We start from the raw sequence: 16,404 nt of genomic DNA on the forward strand, positions 1-16,404 counted from the left end.
AAGGGAATAAAACAGGACAATACGTCCTATTTTATTCGCCGTCAATATTTTTTACTGATTAAAGATACAGTTCTTCGCTTTTGATTTTCCAGCCACATACTTATTGTTCAAAATACCAAATTCCTCTCACACAGGCCCAATATGACTGATGTACATAATCAAGCTATACGATCAAAAAACATGCGGGCCATCAGATCAAAAGATACCGGACCAGAAGTCATTATTCGTAAAGCTTTGCACGCATCGGGATTTCGTTATCGCTTACACACAACAAATTTACCCGGCAGCCCTGACCTGGTTCTGCCCAAATATAAGGCAGTAATATTTGTGCACGGCTGCTTCTGGCACGGCCACCGCTGCCATCTGTCGAAGACACCAAAAACCCGTACGGAATTCTGGCTTACTAAGATTTCGGCCAATATGTCCCGCGATAACACTAAACACCAGCAACTAATGGAATCAAATTGGCGCGTTGCTGTGATTTGGGAATGTGCAATTAAGGGGAAAATGAAACTCGATTCAGATTATTTACTCAGCGAACTGATTAATTGGTTAAGAGATAGCAAATCAAAAAGTATCGAATTATCAGGGAAGTAATATCGCACTTTCATTCCATTTGCACCTAAGTAAAAGCCTGTAACAATCTATTCTTAAAATTCAACTCTCCGCCCTTGTGATAATGTACCAATTCAGCAATACTTCGCCTACGCCGAATGCGTATGTATTCGCCGAATAGCTGCTGGCCGCTATCAATGGAATTGCCTGCCAGCATCCTGCAAGAATTTTGTTTTTGGAGAAGACTATGGGTCTGTGGAATAAGCTCAGCAATGAATTTATCGATATTGTCGAATGGCTGGATGACAGTCCCGATGTGATGGTGCATCGCTTTGAGCGCTATCAGAACGAAATCAAGATGGGTGCCAAGCTGACGGTGCGCGAGGGGCAGATTGCCGTGATGGTCAATGAAGGCCAGATGGGCAAGGGCCAGGTGGCGGATGTCTTCATGCCTGGCATGTATGACCTGTCGACTGAAAACATGCCTTTGCTGAGTACGCTCAAGGGTTGGAAGTATGGCTTTAACAGCCCTTTCAAGGCAGAGGTCTATTTCTTCAAGACCACCCGCTTCACCAACCTGAAATGGGGTACGGCTGGCCCGGCCACCATGCGCGACCCAGAATTTGGCGTAGTGCGTGTGACTGCCTTTGGTATCTATGGCATACGCATTGTCGATGCCAAGGCCATGCTGTCTGAGCTGGTGGGCACCAAGGCTGACTTTACCACGCAGGATATCGAAGAAAACCTGCGCGGTAAGATAGGCATGCGCATCAAGGAAGTGATGCCTGAAATTGGCGTGCCAGTGATAGATCTGGAAGCCAAGGTCACCGAAGTGGGCAAGCGCATACAGGAAAAGATCGCTGCTGACTTTGTGCAATATGGTCTGGAACTGTGTGAAGTGCAGGTGCAGGACATAGGCTTGCCGGAAGAAGTCGAAAAAGCCATTGACCAGCAAGGTGCCATGCGCGTGATAGGCAACATGAATCAGTTTGCCCAGTACCAGGGCGCGCAGGCTTTGCGCGATGCCGCACAAAACCCCGGCATGGCAGGTGCCATGATGGGCGTGGGTGTAGGCGGCATGTTAAGCCAGAGCATGGGTACGATGTTTGGTAATAACCCACAACCGGCAGCAGCGCCTGCTGCAGCGCCAGTATCTGCACCTGCGGCGGGCGGTGGCATGCCACCACCGTTGCCAACGGCAGCACAATACTTTGTCGCCCAAAACGGTGCGCAGACTGGCCCGTTTGATTTGCCTGTGCTGCAATCACATGTTGCCGGTGGCAGCCTGACGCGTGACAGCCTGGTGTGGCGCCAGGGTATGGCAGCCTGGGGCAAGGCGGGTGAACAGGCTGATTTGTCTGGCCTGTTTGCTGCCATCCCGCCGCCACTGCCACCACAATAAAACCTGCTTTATGATGCGGCGTCGCACCCGGCTGGGGGCGACGCCATTTCTGTTTTGTTCTGGAACCATCACACGTGACGACAAAAACCTACCCCTGTAATTCATGCGGTGCCAAGCTGGAATATGCGCCTGGCCAGCACGCCCTGCAATGCCCGTATTGCGGCAGCAAGAACGCCATCCCTGAAGACCAGGAAGCCACCGTTGCGGCGGTAGAAGAGCTGGATTACCAGTCTTATCTGGCCAACCAGGCGGGCAATGAACCCATGCTTGCCAGCCAGAATGTGAAGTGCACGGGTTGTGGGGCAGAATCGCAACTGGCAGCCAATCTGGTGTCTGACCGGTGCCCGTTTTGCTCGGTGCCGTTGATAGCCGCTAACGCCTATGCAGCGCGCAAGATCAGGCCAAAGGCGATTGCACCGTTTGATATCAAGGAATCGGAAGCGCGTTCAAAATTTACCAACTGGGTGACAGGCTTGTGGTTTGCCCCGAATGCGCTGAAGCAGGCGTATAGAGCCGCGCGCGGACTCAAAGGCATCTACACCCCTTACTGGACCTATGATGCCGACAGCGACACTACCTATCAGGGCCAGCGCGGTGTCGATTACACGGTGACAGAAAACTATACTGAAAACGGTGAAACCAAGAGCCGGCAAGTCACCCGAACCAACTGGTACCCCGCCGTGGGCGCGGTGCAGGTGTCGTTTGATGATGTCCTGGTGGTAGGTTCAAAAACCCTGCCTACTTCGTATGCAGAAAACCTGGCACCGTGGCGTCTGGATAAATTGCAGGGCTATCGTGACGACTATGTATCCGGCTTCACGGTAGAAGCGTACCAGGTCGGGCTGGAACCCGGCTTTGTCGATGCCCAAGGCAAGATGGAAGACGAAATCCGCAATGCCATCTGCCGCGACATCGGCGGTGACCACCAGCGCATCATCGCCATGCAACCGCGCTATTCCAATATCAGCTTCAAGCACATCCTGCTGCCTATCTGGCTGTCTTCGTACAAATACGGTGACAAGACCTACCGCTTTTTGGTGAATGGCCAAACGGGTGAAGTACAGGGTGAACGTCCGTATTCAGCATGGAAGATTGCCGGGGCGGTGTTGCTGGGTGTGATTGTGGTTGGGGTGTTGATTATGCTCGGGCATAAGTAAGGTAACCAGGCGGGAAGACCTCTCAACACAGAGACACGGAGGAAGCACAGAGGGGCACAGAGAGAAGTCCATTCAGCAGCGAATTTCCTCTGTGCTCTCTTTGCTCTCTGTGCCCCCTCTGTGTCTCGGTGCCTCTGTGGTGAGTTTTTTGGTCTTGTAGCTATATCTATTCAAACTGTTTCTTAAACTCCGCAAATTGCAGGCTCAAATCGCTGAACTGCTGCTTCAATTGCGTGACTTCTGCTTCCAACTGACCAAGCCTGTCGCCTTTTGATCCACTGCCGCCACTGACTGGGTGGTTGGCTTCTGCCTGGTCCAGGCTTTCTTCATCGCAGGACAACAGGTGCGCGTAGCGCGGTTCCTTGGTACCCGGCGTCAGGTTCAGGCGGGCGACCAGGGGTGGGTATTTGTCGATGAGGTAATCAAGGCATTTTTCCACTTCAGCCACAGTAGCAAATTCATGCAGGCGGCCGACGCGGCTGCGGATTTCGCCTGCGGTCTGGAAGCCGCGCAACATAAGGATGCTCAGTACGGCCACTTTGGGTTGGTCCAGCATCCATTTGATACGCATGCGGTGTTCATACTTGGCGACGCGGGCACCAGCCTGGTGGATGGCGTTGACCAGTTTTTTGGCGGCCAGCCTGTCTATGGCTTCCAGCACTTCGGCTTCAGTCACAGACATGACCGGGTCGCGGCTGGTGAGCTGGTTACAGGCATTCACCATTGCATTCAGGGACAGCGGGTAATTGTCAGGCGTGGCCGCTTCTTTTTCAGCCAATGCGCCCAGTACGCGCACTTCGACTTCATCTAAAAATTGGGTATCTGCTGCGGTCTGACTGCCTGGTTCGACGGTATTTTCTGTGCTCATGGTTCTTCCTGTTGTTATTACTGCGGCGGACGCATATGCCGCATTCGTCTTATTGGCTTCATATTATCCTTAAAAATTGAAAATTGGACATTGGATTGCAATAAAGCCGAATTTTTGCCTCTTGCAAATATTTTTTAAAAACCTTAACCCCGTTTCTTTTGCTGCTCCGTTTAATGAATAAGACCCTCATTTTTTGGAGTGAACATGAAAACCTGGATATCCATCGTAGCAACGCTGATCATGACCCTGCTGGCCCCCGTGGCCAGTGCCGGGCAACTGGCTGCTGTCAGCATCATCAATCAAGCCACGGGCGAACGCCTGCCGATATGGCGCCATCAAGGGGTGAACTATATCGCGGGCAGGCCCGGTGACCGCTATGCGATAGAAATCAGGAACAAGACGGATGAAAGGATTTTGTCTGTACTGTCCGTCGATGGCATCAACGTACTGACCGGCAGCAACGCCTCGCCAACACAGGCGGGCTATGTGCTCAACACCTGGCAAACCATGGAGGTGAAAGGCTGGCGCAAGAATATGGATGAAGTGGCGGCGTTTTATTTCTCGCAATTGCCTGATTCGTATGCAGCCCGTACTGGCCGCCCCGACAATGTAGGCGTGATAGGCATTGCCCTGTTTCGTGAATATGTGGAACCTGCCCTCGTCAGGCAAGAAGAATATTCGCGCAATTCCGCCGCTGCAACACAAGTACCAGCCCCTGTCCCTCCTATCACAGGCAGCATGGCAAAACGTGCCGAAGCTGCAGAACTGGCTGATTCCAGGATAGGCACCGGCCACGGAGAACGTCTGCCCAGCGCCGTCAGGTCTACGGATTTTCGGCGTGCCACACCCATGGCGAATGAAATCATCAGCATTCAATACGACACTTATGCCCATCTGGTGGCACGCGGCATCATTCCACGCATCCGTCATGACCAGCCCAATCCTTTCCCCGGCGGCTTTGTGCCTGATCCTGAGTAATTACGCTGCATACCATCTGCTTACAAAAAAATCCCATTCCACAGAAGGATACCCATCGTGAAAAAGCCCAGCACACTTATATTAGCCCTGATACTTGGCGGCTGCCAATTGACCAATATGACGGACCAGACTGCTGAACATGCACAACCAGATGCCGCAAAAACAGACAAGGACTTGCAGGCGAGTACCGACCAGAATGGCCAGGACAGCAAGGCCGCCAAAATAAAAAAGGACGTGCTTCCTGCGTTGGTAGCAGAAGCAGCACCGGATGCAGCCAAACGCGACAATACAATACGCAGCAAAGCCCTGCCAGAACTGATCAACAGCTATTTTGAATACCAGGTCGGTCATCGCATGTATATGCAGGTGGACAAGCCTTTGTACAAACCGGGCGAAACCATCTGGTTTAAAACCTGGGATTTAAAGGTGCGCACGCTGACTGGCAGCGACCAATCTCAAACCCGGGTGGAACTGATTTCCCCCAAGGGTGCCACGGTCTTGAAAAAGACTGTGGCCATGGTGGCTGGCACGGCGAGCAATGATTTTGAAATTCCCCCAGATGCGCAGGGTGGTGAATACACCTTGCGTACCACCAGTGCAGATGGGCAAACGGTAGCGCGTGCCATCATTGTGTCGGCGTATGAAGCGCCGCGCATGAAAAAGAAGCTGGAATTTATCAAAAAATCGTATGGTGCCGGTGAACAGGTCAGCGCCACGGTAGAAGTTAAACGTCCCACTGGCGAGGTGCTGGCAAACAAACCGATCACTGCCATCATCACCGTAGATGGCGTGGAGCTGCCACGCGTCAAGGCCACGACCAATAGCGAAGGTGATGCTCTGGTCAAGTTTGACCTGCCGAAGAAAATAGATACGGGCGACGGCTTGTTGACGATACTGGTGGAAGACGGCGGCATTACTGAATCGATTTCAAAATCCATACCGATATTGCAGAAAAAACTGGCGCTATCTTTCTTTCCCGAAGGCGGGAAAATGGTGGCCGGTCTGCCTACCCGTTTGTATTTTGAAGCCAAGAACAGATTGGGCAAACCTGCCGATGTCGAAGGTCGTCTGGTGGACGACCAGGGCAATATCGTAGCCCGCTTTGCAACGTATAAAAACGGGCTGGGCCGCATTGCCTTTACCCCGGCCACCGGTCGCAGTTATCATGCCGAAATCAGCAAACCCGATACGGTGACAGAAACCTATACCCTGCCACTGGCCGAAGAAAGCGGCTGCGTGTTGCGCAGCTATGATGACTTGGATGGCCAGGAAAAGGACTTGCGCATCGCCGTGCAATGTTCAGAAAAACAAAAAGTGGTGGTCGCAGCAACAGTGCGTGAAAACCTGTTTGACGCCGGGGCCATCGACGCTGGCCCCGACAAGCCTGCCGTCATTTACTTGCGGGCCGGTGACGCGGCTATCCGCAATGCAGCTGGCATTGCACGGGTCACGGTGTTTGACCAGGCTTTGAATCCGCTGGCAGAAAGACTGGTGTTTCGCAATCGCCGCAACCGGCTGGATATCAAGGTGGAAGCGGACAAGAAAAGCTATGCACCACGCGGCCAGGTGGCGCTGTCCATCACCACCAGAGATATCAGCGGCAAACCCATGCCTGCCGAACTGGCACTGGCAGTAGTCGATGATACGGTATTGTCTTTTGCTGACGACAAGAGCGCACACTTGCTGTCGCGTCTGTTGCTGGAATCCGAATTGCCCGGCAAGGTGGAAGAGCCCAACTTTTATATGGACCTGGGTGAAGAGAAAAGTGCATTGGCACTGGATATGCTGATGGGTACACGGGGTTATCGCCGCTTTGATTGGGTGCCCGTCGTCAATTCTGAATATCCACGCAGGGTGCCCATGGGTGTCGCCAGAGGTGGATTTGCCAATCCGGTGATGATGAGAATGCTTGAAGTACCGATGCCGGTCCCTGCCCCCATCCAACCTATTGTGATGGCACCACCGCCTGATATGAAAAAAGTAGCGGAAGGCAAACCATTCATGCAGGTTGCACAAAGGCCGAACGCCATCAAGGCAGAAGCCCAGATGGCCCAGATAGTCCAGCATCTGCAAGCGCCACGCGCTGCGGTTGCCGCAGACGTAAGACCGGCAAATGCGCCCGTCATGATCATGATTCCGGAAGAAAGAGCAGTAGCGGGTAATGTGATGGCGAAAGAACTGGTCGACAAGGACTTTGCACGGGCAGCCGCAAAAGTGGAATTTCGCTTCGAGGAAGAACCGCTGGCCCTGGCACCGGTACGCGTGTTCCCGGTACCAGCTTATCAATCCAATCCGGCAAACCAGGCCAGCCATGATGGCCCGCGCGACGATTACCGCGAAACCATCATGTGGGCACCATCCATCAAAACCGATAAACAGGGCAAGGCCAATCTGAAATTTTTCTTATCGGATGCGGTGACTTCTTTCCGTGTTTCTGCTGAAGGCGTGGGTTCGGCCAGCGGCCAGTCTGCTACCGGGCTGGCAGGGCGCAATGAGACTGTCATCAAGTCGTCACTGCCGTTTTCTTTGTCCGCCAAACTGCCGCTGGAAATATCTGCCGGTGATCATCCATTGATACCGGTAACGCTGACCAATGAAAGCGAGCAATCGATGCCGGTATCCATGGACAGCAGTTTTGGTGCCATGCTGAAGGAAACAGCCAAGTCCGGCAACGGCAAGTTGTCCGAAGTGCTGGCGGCTGGTCAGCGCAAGAGCCTGTTCATACCGGTGGAGGTGACTGGGGTACGTGGGCAATCTGAAGTACGTCTGTCTGCCACCGCAGCGGGACTGAAGGATGAAATCTTGCGCAGCATCCCGGTGGTGGCACCTGGCTTTCCACAATTGTTCCAAAAGTCGGGGCAAATCAAAGGACAGGCCAGCCATGAACTTGACCTGAGCAAGGCCAGCAAGGGTAGTGTGCAGGCGACCATCAAGGTCTATACATCTTCCCTGTCTACCATGATATCGGGTCTGGAAGGCATGCTGCGTGAACCGAGTGGCTGTTTTGAGCAGACCTCATCCACCAATTATCCCAATGTGATGATCATGCAATACCTGAAGCAGCATGATGTGGCTGACACTGCCTTGCTGGAACGCACCGGCAAGTTGCTCGACAGTGGCTATAAAAAGCTGGCCGGTTTTGAATCACCGAAAAAAGGTTACGAATGGTTTGGTGGCGACCCCGGACATGAAGCCCTGACCGCCTATGGCCTGCTGGAATTTGCCGACATGAAACCCATCTACGGTTCAGTTGACCGGGCCATGCTGGAACGCACTGCGGCATGGTTGAAATCCCGACGTGATGGCAATGGTGGCTACCAGCGCGATGCCAAGGCCCTGGACAGTTTTGGCAGTGCCGCACCAGCAGTCACCGACGCCTATATCACCTGGGCGCTGGTGTCGGCAGGTGAAACCGGGCTGGACAAAGAAATTGCCCGCTCGGCCAAACTGGCAGAAAGCACGCAAGATGCCTATCAGCTGGCACTTGCCACCGGCGCCATGCTGGAAAAAGGCAGCGCGTCTGCCGTCACTGACAAGGCACGTCAGGCTGCGGTGGATAAACTGACGGCCATGCAGTCGGCATCTGGCGCATGGACCAATGCAGATCATTCCATCACCCGCAGTGGTGGCAGCAATTTGCAGATAGAAACCACCTCGCTGGCGATATTGAGCATGTTGAAGGCGGGCGGCCATCTGGAACAGGCACGCAAGGGCATAGACTGGCTGCAAAACAATCGCAGTGGCTTTGGGCAATGGGGTGCCACGCAGGCCACCGTACTGGCACTGAAAGCAATGATCGCCTTTGACAATGCCACCCGCATTGCGCCCAAAGCCGGCAAGATCAGTCTGTTGATTGATGGCGTCGTGGTGCGTGAACAAAGCTACGAAGCTGGCAGACGTGAAGCCGTCATGTTCACCGATATTGATGATTTGCTGACACCGGGTAAACACAGCATCAGCCTGCAATCAAAAAGCCCAGATGCCCTGCCCTATTCGATCGCTGTTGAATACCGCAGTACCGAGCCTGCGTCGTCGAAAGAAGCGGTCATCCATCTGAATACCAGCCTGGCAAAAGCTGACATGAAGATGGGCGAAACCGTGCGTATGGATGCCATCGTCAGTAATACAACGCAGATTGGCCAACCCATGAGCCTGGTGCGTCTGGGCTTGCCCGGCGGCCTGACTTTCCAGAACTGGCAGTTGAAGGAAATGCGCGAAAAAGGCCAGATCGCCTTCTTTGAAACCCGTGCGCGTGAAGTGATACTGTACTTCCGTGACATGAAGCCTGGCGAAGTGCGAAAGCTGGCGATTGATCTGGTGGCAACCGTACCGGGCACTTATACCGGCCCGGCCTCATCCGCCTACCTGTATTACAACGATACGGATAAAACGTGGACAGCTCCCATGAGCATACACATCACGCCTTGACGCGATGCAGCAGGCCCCGCTATCTGACATCACAAAAGTGGTGTCAGATAGCGGGTAAACTCGCGCATAAAAGCGCGGTATTTTCGATTGCAGGCGATACAAAATCCGCGATAAGCCGGGGAATATCCGTTAAACTAGGCGGCATGATTCCCACCCCACAAACTGACGAAACCCTGATGCTGCTGTACTGCGAGGGCGATCTGCAAGCCTTTCGCGAGCTGTATCAGCGTCACAGCAATGGCTTGTACCGGTTTATCAGCTGGCGTTCGCCACGCCGTGAATGGGTGGATGAAATTGTGCAGGACAGCTGGGCAGCATTGCATGCCGCCCGCGCGCACTACACACCGCTGGCGGGTTTTCGTACCTATCTGTACCAGATTGCACGCAACCGCCTGATTGACCTGTTGCGGCAAAAAGAAATTTTTCTGCTCGATGACGGCGAACAGACCGATGTTGTCGACAGTACTGCACTCGACAATACCGCGCATGCCAGTCATGAAGCACAGTCGCCGGAAGCCGCACTGGAAAAAAAACAGCAAGCCGACAGGCTGCACGCAGCCATACGGGTTTTACCGAATGACCAGAAAGAGGCACTGGTCTTGCAACAGTTTAATGGACTCAGTCTCGAAGAAATTGCGGCCATCACTGCAGTGCCTGTGGAGACTGTCAAAAGCAGATTACGCTATGCCATGCAAAAATTGCGCTCCCAATTGCATAGCCAGACGAAGCAAGGTGAGCCAGCATGACTTCCAAAGATACCAATATCAACAATATCACCGCTGTGCAGGACACCGAATTTGAGGAGTTCTTGCAAGGTCAAGGCGCGCTTGCTGACTTGCTGCAAGAACTGCCACAAGATGCCCCTTCGGCCGCGCTGGATGCAGCAATACTGGCGGACGCCGACGCAGCCCTGGTCCCACACATGAGACTGGCTGCGGCTGAAGCACCCATGATCCAGCCTGCTGGCCAAGCGCCGCAGCTGTCTCAGCAGCCGCAGCAAGCTCCGTTGCCATCGACAGCAGCCAACGATGGCCAAAACCCTGATGCATCGTCACAGCGGCCTGCATTTTTATCACGCTGGAAGCTGCCTCTGGGTTTGGCCGCCAGTGTTTTACTGGCGGTGCCCTTGGTCATGCTGCAAAAACATCCACAGGATGCCTACCCGCAGCTTGCAAAAAATGAGCTGCCATTACACATGCCTGAAGAACGCAAGGCCGTGGCAGCAGCGCCGGCCGCCGACATGGATAGTGTGGCAGCAAACATCCCGGCACAATCGCCGCGCAAACCCACAAGCAGTAACAAAGCCCGGCCACGTCTGGCAGACAAGGACAGCACCAGCACGATAGTCGCCATGAACCGGCCTGAGGCAGTTGCCCCGGTACCTGCTCCCGCTGCTGCTCCTGCCGCTGCTGTTGCCGCTGCACCAGTTGCGACAGAACAAGTGATCGTTGCAGCTGCACCACCTGCCGCCGTGATTGCGGCCGCCCCGCCTGCATCGTTAGCTGCCGGATCTACTACGGCATCTACTACCGTATCTGCTGCTGACATATCGACCATCGCCAAAATGGCAGCAAATGCAGCATCAGATGACAAACAGGCGGCTGGTGGGCGGGCTGCTGACCGGGCACGCGTATTCGCCACTGGTTCCGTCGCGATGAAAGAAGAAGCACTACAATATGCCAGAGCGAATGCAGCCGAGGCCAGACCAGCCGCACCACCAGCAAGCATGGATATGCGCATGGCGAAAAGTGCAGCACCGGTCAACGTGCCCCCTTTGGCAGCCATCAAGCCATCGCTGGAAGCACACTTGACAGAAAACAGCCGTATTGGAATACCACTGCCAGTAGCTGCTGCACCGCCCATGGTCCAGGCACCGCCAGCTGCAATAACGGTTCCAGACGCCCAGTGGCGATTGGCCAAAATAGACAAACTGATCAAGGCAAAACAAAACAAAGAAGCGCTGGAAGAATGGAACAGGTTCCGCATTGCCTATCCGGATTATGTGGTGGACAAGTCCCTGCAAAAGCAGATTGAGAATTTGCAAAAATAAGCCCGGGCGCAATTGAATTGATAAACAGCAGTACACTGACCAACACAATGTCTCTGACGAAAGGCGCAACAATGAACTCAAACCAACAACGCAGAGTATTTATCATGCGCCTGGCTGGCGCTGGCCTTGCTCTATGCGCCCTGCCTGGCCGCGCTGCCAATGAAGTGCCATTAAAAGAAGATGAAAAAGAAGCCAAACAGCATGCCTATGTGGAAAATGCCGCCAAGGTCGATGTGAAGCGCTTCCCCGAATTCAAGAATACGCAAAAATGCGGCAGTTGCCAGCTCTATGAAGACAAACACAACGGCTGGGGTGCATGCGGCATCTTCCCAGGAAAACTGGTGAAGGAAGAAGGCTGGTGTGATGTCTGGGGTTGATGCCTGGGGTTGATGTCTGGGGCTTACTGCCCGATCTCCTTACCCGGACAAACCTGTTCAAGGCCACACCAGGCTTCGTGCTGCACTTACGTGCTGGCAGTAATCTCTTCTGTTTCAATATAGCGTTCAATCTTGAACAGCTCGCTTTCACTACATTGAAACACCTCAATAAAGGCTGACAGAAATTCCACCTTCCAGTGATCTGCCTTGTTGTCGACGATGCGCAATAACTGTGAATGCGATACGGTCACTTTCTTGCTGATCAGTATGCGATGCAGGGCAGAGACAGAACGAATTTTGTGTTCCGCCATGAGTTCGCGTAATCGTAATACGACCCGGATACGTTGATGGGCTGGGGCTATTTCCGGTAAAACTGCTGATATGGTGTGCATGTCCGAACCTCACTTCGAAGGCGCGCATCATAGCAATAAATGAAGAAATATTGCACCTGTCGCAAAAATACATCAAATATTTCGTTAAATTCGTCATGCCATGCTTGTTTTATTCAAAAAGCTATGGCAAGATACATCCATCGACTAAGCAACACCCACTCTTTTAGGAATGATCGTGAAAACAACTTTGCTCCAACAACTGATATCAAGCCTGCGCTTTAATGCGCAAGCCCGGGTATCGGCCACGGCCAGCAAAGCCGCGGCGAAGAAAGCTGCCCGCAATACGATTCCATTCTTTACATCGCCAGAACACGCCGATAGTGAAATGTTCAATGATGTCAACCCCATGAATCTGCAAGATACATGGTTTATACAAACAAGCATACGAGGGGCAACCCTTGAGGTCACAGGAGCAAGTTAAGCCCGCTCCCCGACCCCAGCGCTGAAAAGCCCGGATGCCTTCAACAGCTCCGGGCTTTTTTGTTTTTGTTTTTTGTTTTTTTGATCGGCACAACGCCGATCACAGCAGTCAAACCCGTGCAAGCGGTCGTGACCGGACAACACCGGATCATGGAAATTCTTTAACAATTTGGGAAGTATTATTCAAACTCATTCCACAGGCATCCTCATGTGCCTGTGGAATGAGAGTGAATACCAGGACGTACGAACTTTGACAGTTCACAAGGGTAAAAATCCCTACGTCCGCTTCATGATGAAAGTGACTTTGCAATCAAGTGATTTCGAGGTTTTTTTCATGATTAGGACTTACGCAAAGTCGTCCTGGCAAGGCTATCGCTTTAGGAAACGTCCCTTGCAAGGGACGTTCGTTACGTCGGCAGACAATTTATTGTCTGAAACCCCGACTGCACCGACAGCGACGACGACAGTACTTTAGTACGCGGCTCCTAGGAGAGGAGCTGCAACGCAGGCAGGGCGGTTTTGCGTAAGTCCTAACGATGTCTTTGTCGTCTAAAGGTTAGAACAGCTGACTTTCTATCAGCTAATGGCGGTTCGATTCCGCTCAAGGACTCCAATTTTTGAAACCAATACGGGGGTGTAGCTCAGTTGGTAGAGCGCCTGCTTTGCATGCAGAATGTCGCCGGTTCAATTCCGGCCACCTCCACCATTTTTTGTGTCTCAAGCTAAACAGGTGAAAGCACCGGTTTGAAAAACCGGGGAGCGTGGATCGTTACCACGGGGACGCACCAAACAATATCAGTACGGTAAATTTATGAAGTAACGAAACCAATACGGGGGTGTAGCTCAGTTGGGAGAGCACCTGCTTTGCACGCAGAATGTCGTCGGTTCGATTCCGTCCACTTCCACCAATTTTCAACATTGTCATCATCGGAGCATCTCATGAAACGAAAGACCATGCGTCGCAAGATGCCACATCAAAAAACCGCACGGGATGTAGCTCAAAGGTAGAGCATTCGGCTTTTAACCGAACGGCGAGAGTTCAATTCTCTCTATCCCGACCACCACAGAATTTCGATTAAAGCGCAATCGTTTTAATCGGCGTTTTGTACAAACCAAAAATTTCAATTTCTCGATAACTCAGTCGGTAGAGTGGCGCACTGTTAATGCGCATGTCCCTGGTTCGAATCCAGGTCGAGGAGCCAATTTTTTCCACTTTAGGGGATTCGCCTAGCGGCCTAAGGCACCTGGTTTTGATCCAGGCATTCCAAGGTTCGAATCCTTGATCCCCTTCCATTATTAACGCGTTCCTTTAGCTCAGGGGTAGAGCAACCGGCTCATAACCGGTCGGTCGCTGGTTCAAAGCCAGCAAGGGACACCAACACTTCTTTACTTGCATAGCTCAATTGGTCAGAGCGCTGCCTTGATAAGGCAGAGGCTGGTGGTTCAATTCCATCTGCAAGTACCAATGCCCTCAACAGGGCTTACGAAAAAATCTTTGCACAGTTCTTCGTCAGTCCCATTTATCTCAGTAGCTCAATTGGCAGAGTCGCGGTCTCCAAAACCGAAGGTTATAGGTTCAAGTCCTGTCTGGGATGCCATTTTTTTCTCGCCTTAGCTCAGTTGGAAGAGCGCAACAATACGAATGTTGAGGTCGCAGGTTTGATCCCTGCAGGCGGGTCCAGTTTTATCGTGTGATCAGGTGATCACTGCTACCTCACCAGCAGGATGTGTAACGCACATGCACGATGTTTTTTTGAACTCATTTCATCAATAGGGGTGAGATGCGTTTGTCTCATAACGCGGGCTGGCAAGGCGGACGAGGCAGTCAATAGCGGGTCTATTGACAACGAGTCCAACGCAGTCCAGCACGCGTTATGAGGCAAACCCTCCGGGAGCTGACGATTCGGGCACATTGCAGCGCGAGGTTGTTACATCACGCTTGCTAAGGCACTAGCCTTAGCTGCAAGTGTCACCCTTGACGCCTTGCACTGCCTCCCGAATCGCCTTGCTCGCACTCATCCCTATTGATGAAATGAGTTCTTCGGAAGATTCGCATAATGGTATTGCACCGGGTTGCTAACCCGGCGGGCTCTCCCCGGGCCTATGTGCGTTCGAATCGCACATCTTCCGCCAGTTCTGCCCTATTAACTCAATGGTAGAGTTCCCGCCTGTCTAGCGGGTTGCCAGCGGTTCGATTCCGCTATAGGGCGCCAATTTTTTTTGCCGGTTTAGCTCAGTTGGTAGAGCAACTGATTTGTAATCAGTGGGTCGTGGGTTCAAATCCTGCAACCGGCACCAGTTATGGAAGCGTGGCAGAGTGGCCTATCGCACTTGTCTTGAAAACAGGAGGCCTGAAAAGGTCCGTGAGTTCGAATCTCACCGCTTCCTCCATATTGCGTCAGTAGCTCAAAGGATAGAGCCCCGGTCTTCTACACCGACTGTTGCAACACTGCCTGACGCGCCATCTTTGATCGCCACACACAGACCCGTTTCGGCATTGCCGATTCGTGGCGGTCATCCTCCATTCAAGTTTATATTCGAGATTTAGCTCAGTTGGTAGAGCATTCGCTTCACATGCGACCGGTCGCTGGTTCAAATCCAGCAATCTCGACCATTTCAACAAAACTCATACTTCCCATTCCCTGCTTACCATCCCTATTTCACATCTAATCACATACAATCAGCATTTTGTCGCGCAGGGCGCGGCAACGAAAACCATAAGAATAAAAAGGAATCAACAATGAGAAAATTAGTCACCATCAGACAAGTCAGCAACATCAGGCCCATCCCTGGCGCAGATGCCATAGCATGCGCAAGCGTGGATGGCTGGTCTGTCGTGGTCAAGAAAAACGAATTTCAGATTGGTGATGCCTGCGTGTATTTCGAGATAGATTCGTTTTTGCCTTTGACAGATGTGCGTTTTTCTTTTCTGGAAAAAAACAAGATCAACTGGAACGATAAAGTTGGCGTGCGTCTGCGCAGCATCAGATTGCGTGGCCAACTTTCACAGGGCCTGATTCTGCCTTTGAGCGAATTCCCGGAACTGGTTACACATGCTGCGACCGATGATGTTGATCTTGGGGCGCTGCTTGGAATAGAAAAATGGGAACCTGCTATCCCCGCGTCGCTTTCTGGCGAAGTGGAAGGCCCATTTCCGGACTTCATCAGCAAGACCGACCAGGAACGCATCCAAAATTTGACAGAAGTATTGACCACCGATGCAAAAACGGAATTTGAAGTCACCATCAAACTGGATGGTTCCAGCATGACGGTCTTCCACCACGATGCTGTATCTGGTGTGTGCGGCAGAAACTGGTGGATCAGGGAATCGGAAAGCAACAGCCTGTGGAAGGTAGCAAAACAAAATAAACTACTGACTGCGCTGGCTGCCTACGGTCGCAATCTTGCATTGCAAGGTGAAATCATAGGCGAAGGTATTCAGGGTAATCCAGAAAAACTGCGCGGTCAGGAATTTTATCTGTTTGACGTGTTCAACAGCGATACTCGTCAATATCTGGGCAGGGCAGAACGCCAGCAAGTTGTGGCTGATCTGCGTGCACTGGGTGCCAGTGTCAATGAGATACCATGGCTGGAAAATACGACACTGGAGCGTTTTCAAGCCGATGTTGCCAAAGTACTGGAGTATGCTGAAGGTGGCTCATTGAACCCGGCAACATCGAGAGAAGGCGTGGTATTCAAACGTCTGGATGGCAGCATGTCATTCAAGGCTATTTCAAACAGCTATTTGTTAAAACATAGCGACAGATAAGGAAATGT

The 16,404-nt window shown here is 52.4% G+C and carries 12 protein-coding genes and 17 tRNA genes; 27 read left to right on the top strand and 2 right to left on the bottom strand.

The window, feature by feature from the left end; genetic code table 11:
• Positions 1-141: 141 nt before the first annotated feature.
• From ACO0K9_RS10305 to ACO0K9_RS10315, 3 genes are all read left to right on the top strand, one after another.
• The gene (locus tag ACO0K9_RS10305; RefSeq protein ID WP_422984483.1) at positions 142-597 is read left to right on the top strand and encodes a very short patch repair endonuclease; all 456 of its coding nucleotides are present in this window, start codon (positions 142-144) and stop codon (positions 595-597) included.
• A 205-nt stretch (positions 598-802) separates the two neighbouring features.
• Positions 803-1,957, top strand: a complete 1,155-nt coding sequence (locus ACO0K9_RS10310; protein WP_422984485.1) for an SPFH domain-containing protein — start codon at positions 803-805, stop codon at positions 1,955-1,957.
• Between the two features lie 74 nt (positions 1,958-2,031).
• The gene (locus ACO0K9_RS10315) at positions 2,032-3,114 is read left to right on the top strand and encodes a hypothetical protein (protein ID WP_422984487.1); all 1,083 of its coding nucleotides are present in this window, start codon (positions 2,032-2,034) and stop codon (positions 3,112-3,114) included.
• Between the two features lie 166 nt (positions 3,115-3,280).
• On the opposite strand, the gene ACO0K9_RS10320 is transcribed toward ACO0K9_RS10315, so the two are convergent.
• Positions 3,281-3,982 carry a YceH family protein gene (locus tag ACO0K9_RS10320; protein WP_422984489.1) on the bottom strand — a complete coding sequence of 234 codons (702 nt, stop codon included), beginning with the start codon at positions 3,980-3,982 and terminating at the stop codon, positions 3,281-3,283.
• Positions 3,983-4,186: 204 nt separating this feature from the next.
• Here ACO0K9_RS10320 and ACO0K9_RS10325 point away from each other — a divergent pair, with 204 nt between their 5' ends.
• The 5 genes from ACO0K9_RS10325 to ACO0K9_RS10345 all read left to right on the top strand — a co-directional run bounded on the left by ACO0K9_RS10325 (position 4,187) and on the right by ACO0K9_RS10345 (position 11,815).
• On the top strand, positions 4,187-4,960 hold the full coding sequence (locus ACO0K9_RS10325; RefSeq protein WP_422984491.1) for a hypothetical protein: 774 nt from the start codon (positions 4,187-4,189) through the stop codon (positions 4,958-4,960).
• Between the two features lie 57 nt (positions 4,961-5,017).
• Positions 5,018-9,388 carry an MG2 domain-containing protein gene (locus ACO0K9_RS10330; protein ID WP_422984493.1) on the top strand — a complete coding sequence of 1,457 codons (4,371 nt, stop codon included), beginning with the start codon at positions 5,018-5,020 and terminating at the stop codon, positions 9,386-9,388.
• A gap of 143 nt (positions 9,389-9,531) precedes the next feature.
• Positions 9,532-10,134 carry a sigma-70 family RNA polymerase sigma factor gene (locus tag ACO0K9_RS10335; protein ID WP_422984495.1) on the top strand — a complete coding sequence of 201 codons (603 nt, stop codon included), beginning with the start codon at positions 9,532-9,534 and terminating at the stop codon, positions 10,132-10,134.
• Positions 10,131-11,438, top strand: a complete 1,308-nt coding sequence (locus tag ACO0K9_RS10340; RefSeq protein ID WP_422984497.1) for a hypothetical protein — start codon at positions 10,131-10,133, stop codon at positions 11,436-11,438. Before ACO0K9_RS10335 ends, ACO0K9_RS10340 begins: the two co-directional genes overlap by 4 nt.
• 71 nt (positions 11,439-11,509) lie before the next feature.
• On the top strand, positions 11,510-11,815 hold the full coding sequence (locus ACO0K9_RS10345; RefSeq protein ID WP_422984499.1) for a high-potential iron-sulfur protein: 306 nt from the start codon (positions 11,510-11,512) through the stop codon (positions 11,813-11,815).
• 86 nt (positions 11,816-11,901) lie between these two features.
• On the opposite strand, the gene ACO0K9_RS10350 is transcribed toward ACO0K9_RS10345, so the two are convergent.
• Positions 11,902-12,207 carry a helix-turn-helix domain-containing protein gene (locus tag ACO0K9_RS10350; RefSeq protein WP_422984501.1) on the bottom strand — a complete coding sequence of 102 codons (306 nt, stop codon included), beginning with the start codon at positions 12,205-12,207 and terminating at the stop codon, positions 11,902-11,904.
• 175 nt (positions 12,208-12,382) lie between these two features.
• Here ACO0K9_RS10350 and ACO0K9_RS10355 point away from each other — a divergent pair, with 175 nt between their 5' ends.
• From ACO0K9_RS10355 to ACO0K9_RS10445, 19 genes are all read left to right on the top strand, one after another.
• Positions 12,383-12,628 carry a hypothetical protein gene (locus tag ACO0K9_RS10355; protein WP_422984503.1) on the top strand — a complete coding sequence of 82 codons (246 nt, stop codon included), beginning with the start codon at positions 12,383-12,385 and terminating at the stop codon, positions 12,626-12,628.
• 537 nt (positions 12,629-13,165) lie between these two features.
• Positions 13,166-13,240 (top strand) — tRNA-Glu (locus ACO0K9_RS10360).
• Positions 13,241-13,257: 17 nt separating this feature from the next.
• Positions 13,258-13,333, top strand: a tRNA-Ala gene (locus ACO0K9_RS10365).
• A gap of 6 nt (positions 13,334-13,339) precedes the next feature.
• Positions 13,340-13,415 (top strand) — tRNA-Phe (locus ACO0K9_RS10370).
• A gap of 44 nt (positions 13,416-13,459) precedes the next feature.
• Positions 13,460-13,535 (top strand) — tRNA-Ala (locus ACO0K9_RS10375).
• A gap of 79 nt (positions 13,536-13,614) precedes the next feature.
• Positions 13,615-13,688 (top strand) — tRNA-Lys (locus tag ACO0K9_RS10380).
• A 65-nt stretch (positions 13,689-13,753) separates the two neighbouring features.
• A tRNA-Asn gene (locus tag ACO0K9_RS10385) sits at positions 13,754-13,829 on the top strand.
• A gap of 14 nt (positions 13,830-13,843) precedes the next feature.
• Positions 13,844-13,920: transfer RNA gene (locus tag ACO0K9_RS10390), tRNA-Gln, on the top strand.
• 10 nt (positions 13,921-13,930) lie between these two features.
• Positions 13,931-14,005: transfer RNA gene (locus tag ACO0K9_RS10395), tRNA-Ile, on the top strand.
• 10 nt (positions 14,006-14,015) lie between these two features.
• A tRNA-Ile gene (locus ACO0K9_RS10400) sits at positions 14,016-14,092 on the top strand.
• 57 nt (positions 14,093-14,149) lie between these two features.
• Positions 14,150-14,225, top strand: a tRNA-Trp gene (locus ACO0K9_RS10405).
• A gap of 7 nt (positions 14,226-14,232) precedes the next feature.
• Positions 14,233-14,308: transfer RNA gene (locus ACO0K9_RS10410), tRNA-Arg, on the top strand.
• A gap of 362 nt (positions 14,309-14,670) precedes the next feature.
• A tRNA-Ser gene (locus ACO0K9_RS10415) sits at positions 14,671-14,760 on the top strand.
• A 5-nt stretch (positions 14,761-14,765) separates the two neighbouring features.
• A tRNA-Asp gene (locus ACO0K9_RS10420) sits at positions 14,766-14,840 on the top strand.
• A 9-nt stretch (positions 14,841-14,849) separates the two neighbouring features.
• Positions 14,850-14,925 (top strand) — tRNA-Thr (locus tag ACO0K9_RS10425).
• A 5-nt stretch (positions 14,926-14,930) separates the two neighbouring features.
• Positions 14,931-15,018: transfer RNA gene (locus ACO0K9_RS10430), tRNA-Ser, on the top strand.
• 4 nt (positions 15,019-15,022) lie between these two features.
• Positions 15,023-15,091: transfer RNA gene (locus ACO0K9_RS10435), tRNA-Arg, on the top strand.
• A gap of 74 nt (positions 15,092-15,165) precedes the next feature.
• Positions 15,166-15,241, top strand: a tRNA-Val gene (locus ACO0K9_RS10440).
• A gap of 126 nt (positions 15,242-15,367) precedes the next feature.
• Positions 15,368-16,396: an RNA ligase (ATP) gene (locus tag ACO0K9_RS10445; RefSeq protein ID WP_422984505.1), complete on the top strand. Its 1,029-nt coding sequence runs from the start codon at positions 15,368-15,370 to the stop codon at positions 16,394-16,396.
• Positions 16,397-16,404: the final 8 nt, after the last annotated feature.

This window comes from Undibacterium sp. Ji50W, assembly GCF_049340445.1.
Lineage (GTDB): Bacteria > Pseudomonadota > Gammaproteobacteria > Burkholderiales > Burkholderiaceae_D > Undibacterium.

What these genes read in the sequence shown, in the direction of transcription:
- ACO0K9_RS10305 (WP_422984483.1), top strand. Translation starts at nt 142, where the DNA reads ATGACTGATGTACATAATCAAGCTATACGATCAAAAAACATGCGGGCC.
- ACO0K9_RS10310 (WP_422984485.1), top strand. Translation starts at nt 803, where the DNA reads ATGGGTCTGTGGAATAAGCTCAGCAATGAATTTATCGATATTGTCGAA.
- ACO0K9_RS10320 (WP_422984489.1), bottom strand. Translation starts at nt 3,982, where the DNA reads ATGAGCACAGAAAATACCGTCGAACCAGGCAGTCAGACCGCAGCAGAT.
- ACO0K9_RS10325 (WP_422984491.1), top strand. Translation starts at nt 4,187, where the DNA reads ATGAAAACCTGGATATCCATCGTAGCAACGCTGATCATGACCCTGCTG.
- ACO0K9_RS10335 (WP_422984495.1), top strand. Translation starts at nt 9,532, where the DNA reads ATGATTCCCACCCCACAAACTGACGAAACCCTGATGCTGCTGTACTGC.
- ACO0K9_RS10340 (WP_422984497.1), top strand. Translation starts at nt 10,131, where the DNA reads ATGACTTCCAAAGATACCAATATCAACAATATCACCGCTGTGCAGGAC.
- ACO0K9_RS10345 (WP_422984499.1), top strand. Translation starts at nt 11,510, where the DNA reads ATGAACTCAAACCAACAACGCAGAGTATTTATCATGCGCCTGGCTGGC.
- ACO0K9_RS10350 (WP_422984501.1), bottom strand. Translation starts at nt 12,207, where the DNA reads ATGCACACCATATCAGCAGTTTTACCGGAAATAGCCCCAGCCCATCAA.
- ACO0K9_RS10445 (WP_422984505.1), top strand. Translation starts at nt 15,368, where the DNA reads ATGAGAAAATTAGTCACCATCAGACAAGTCAGCAACATCAGGCCCATC.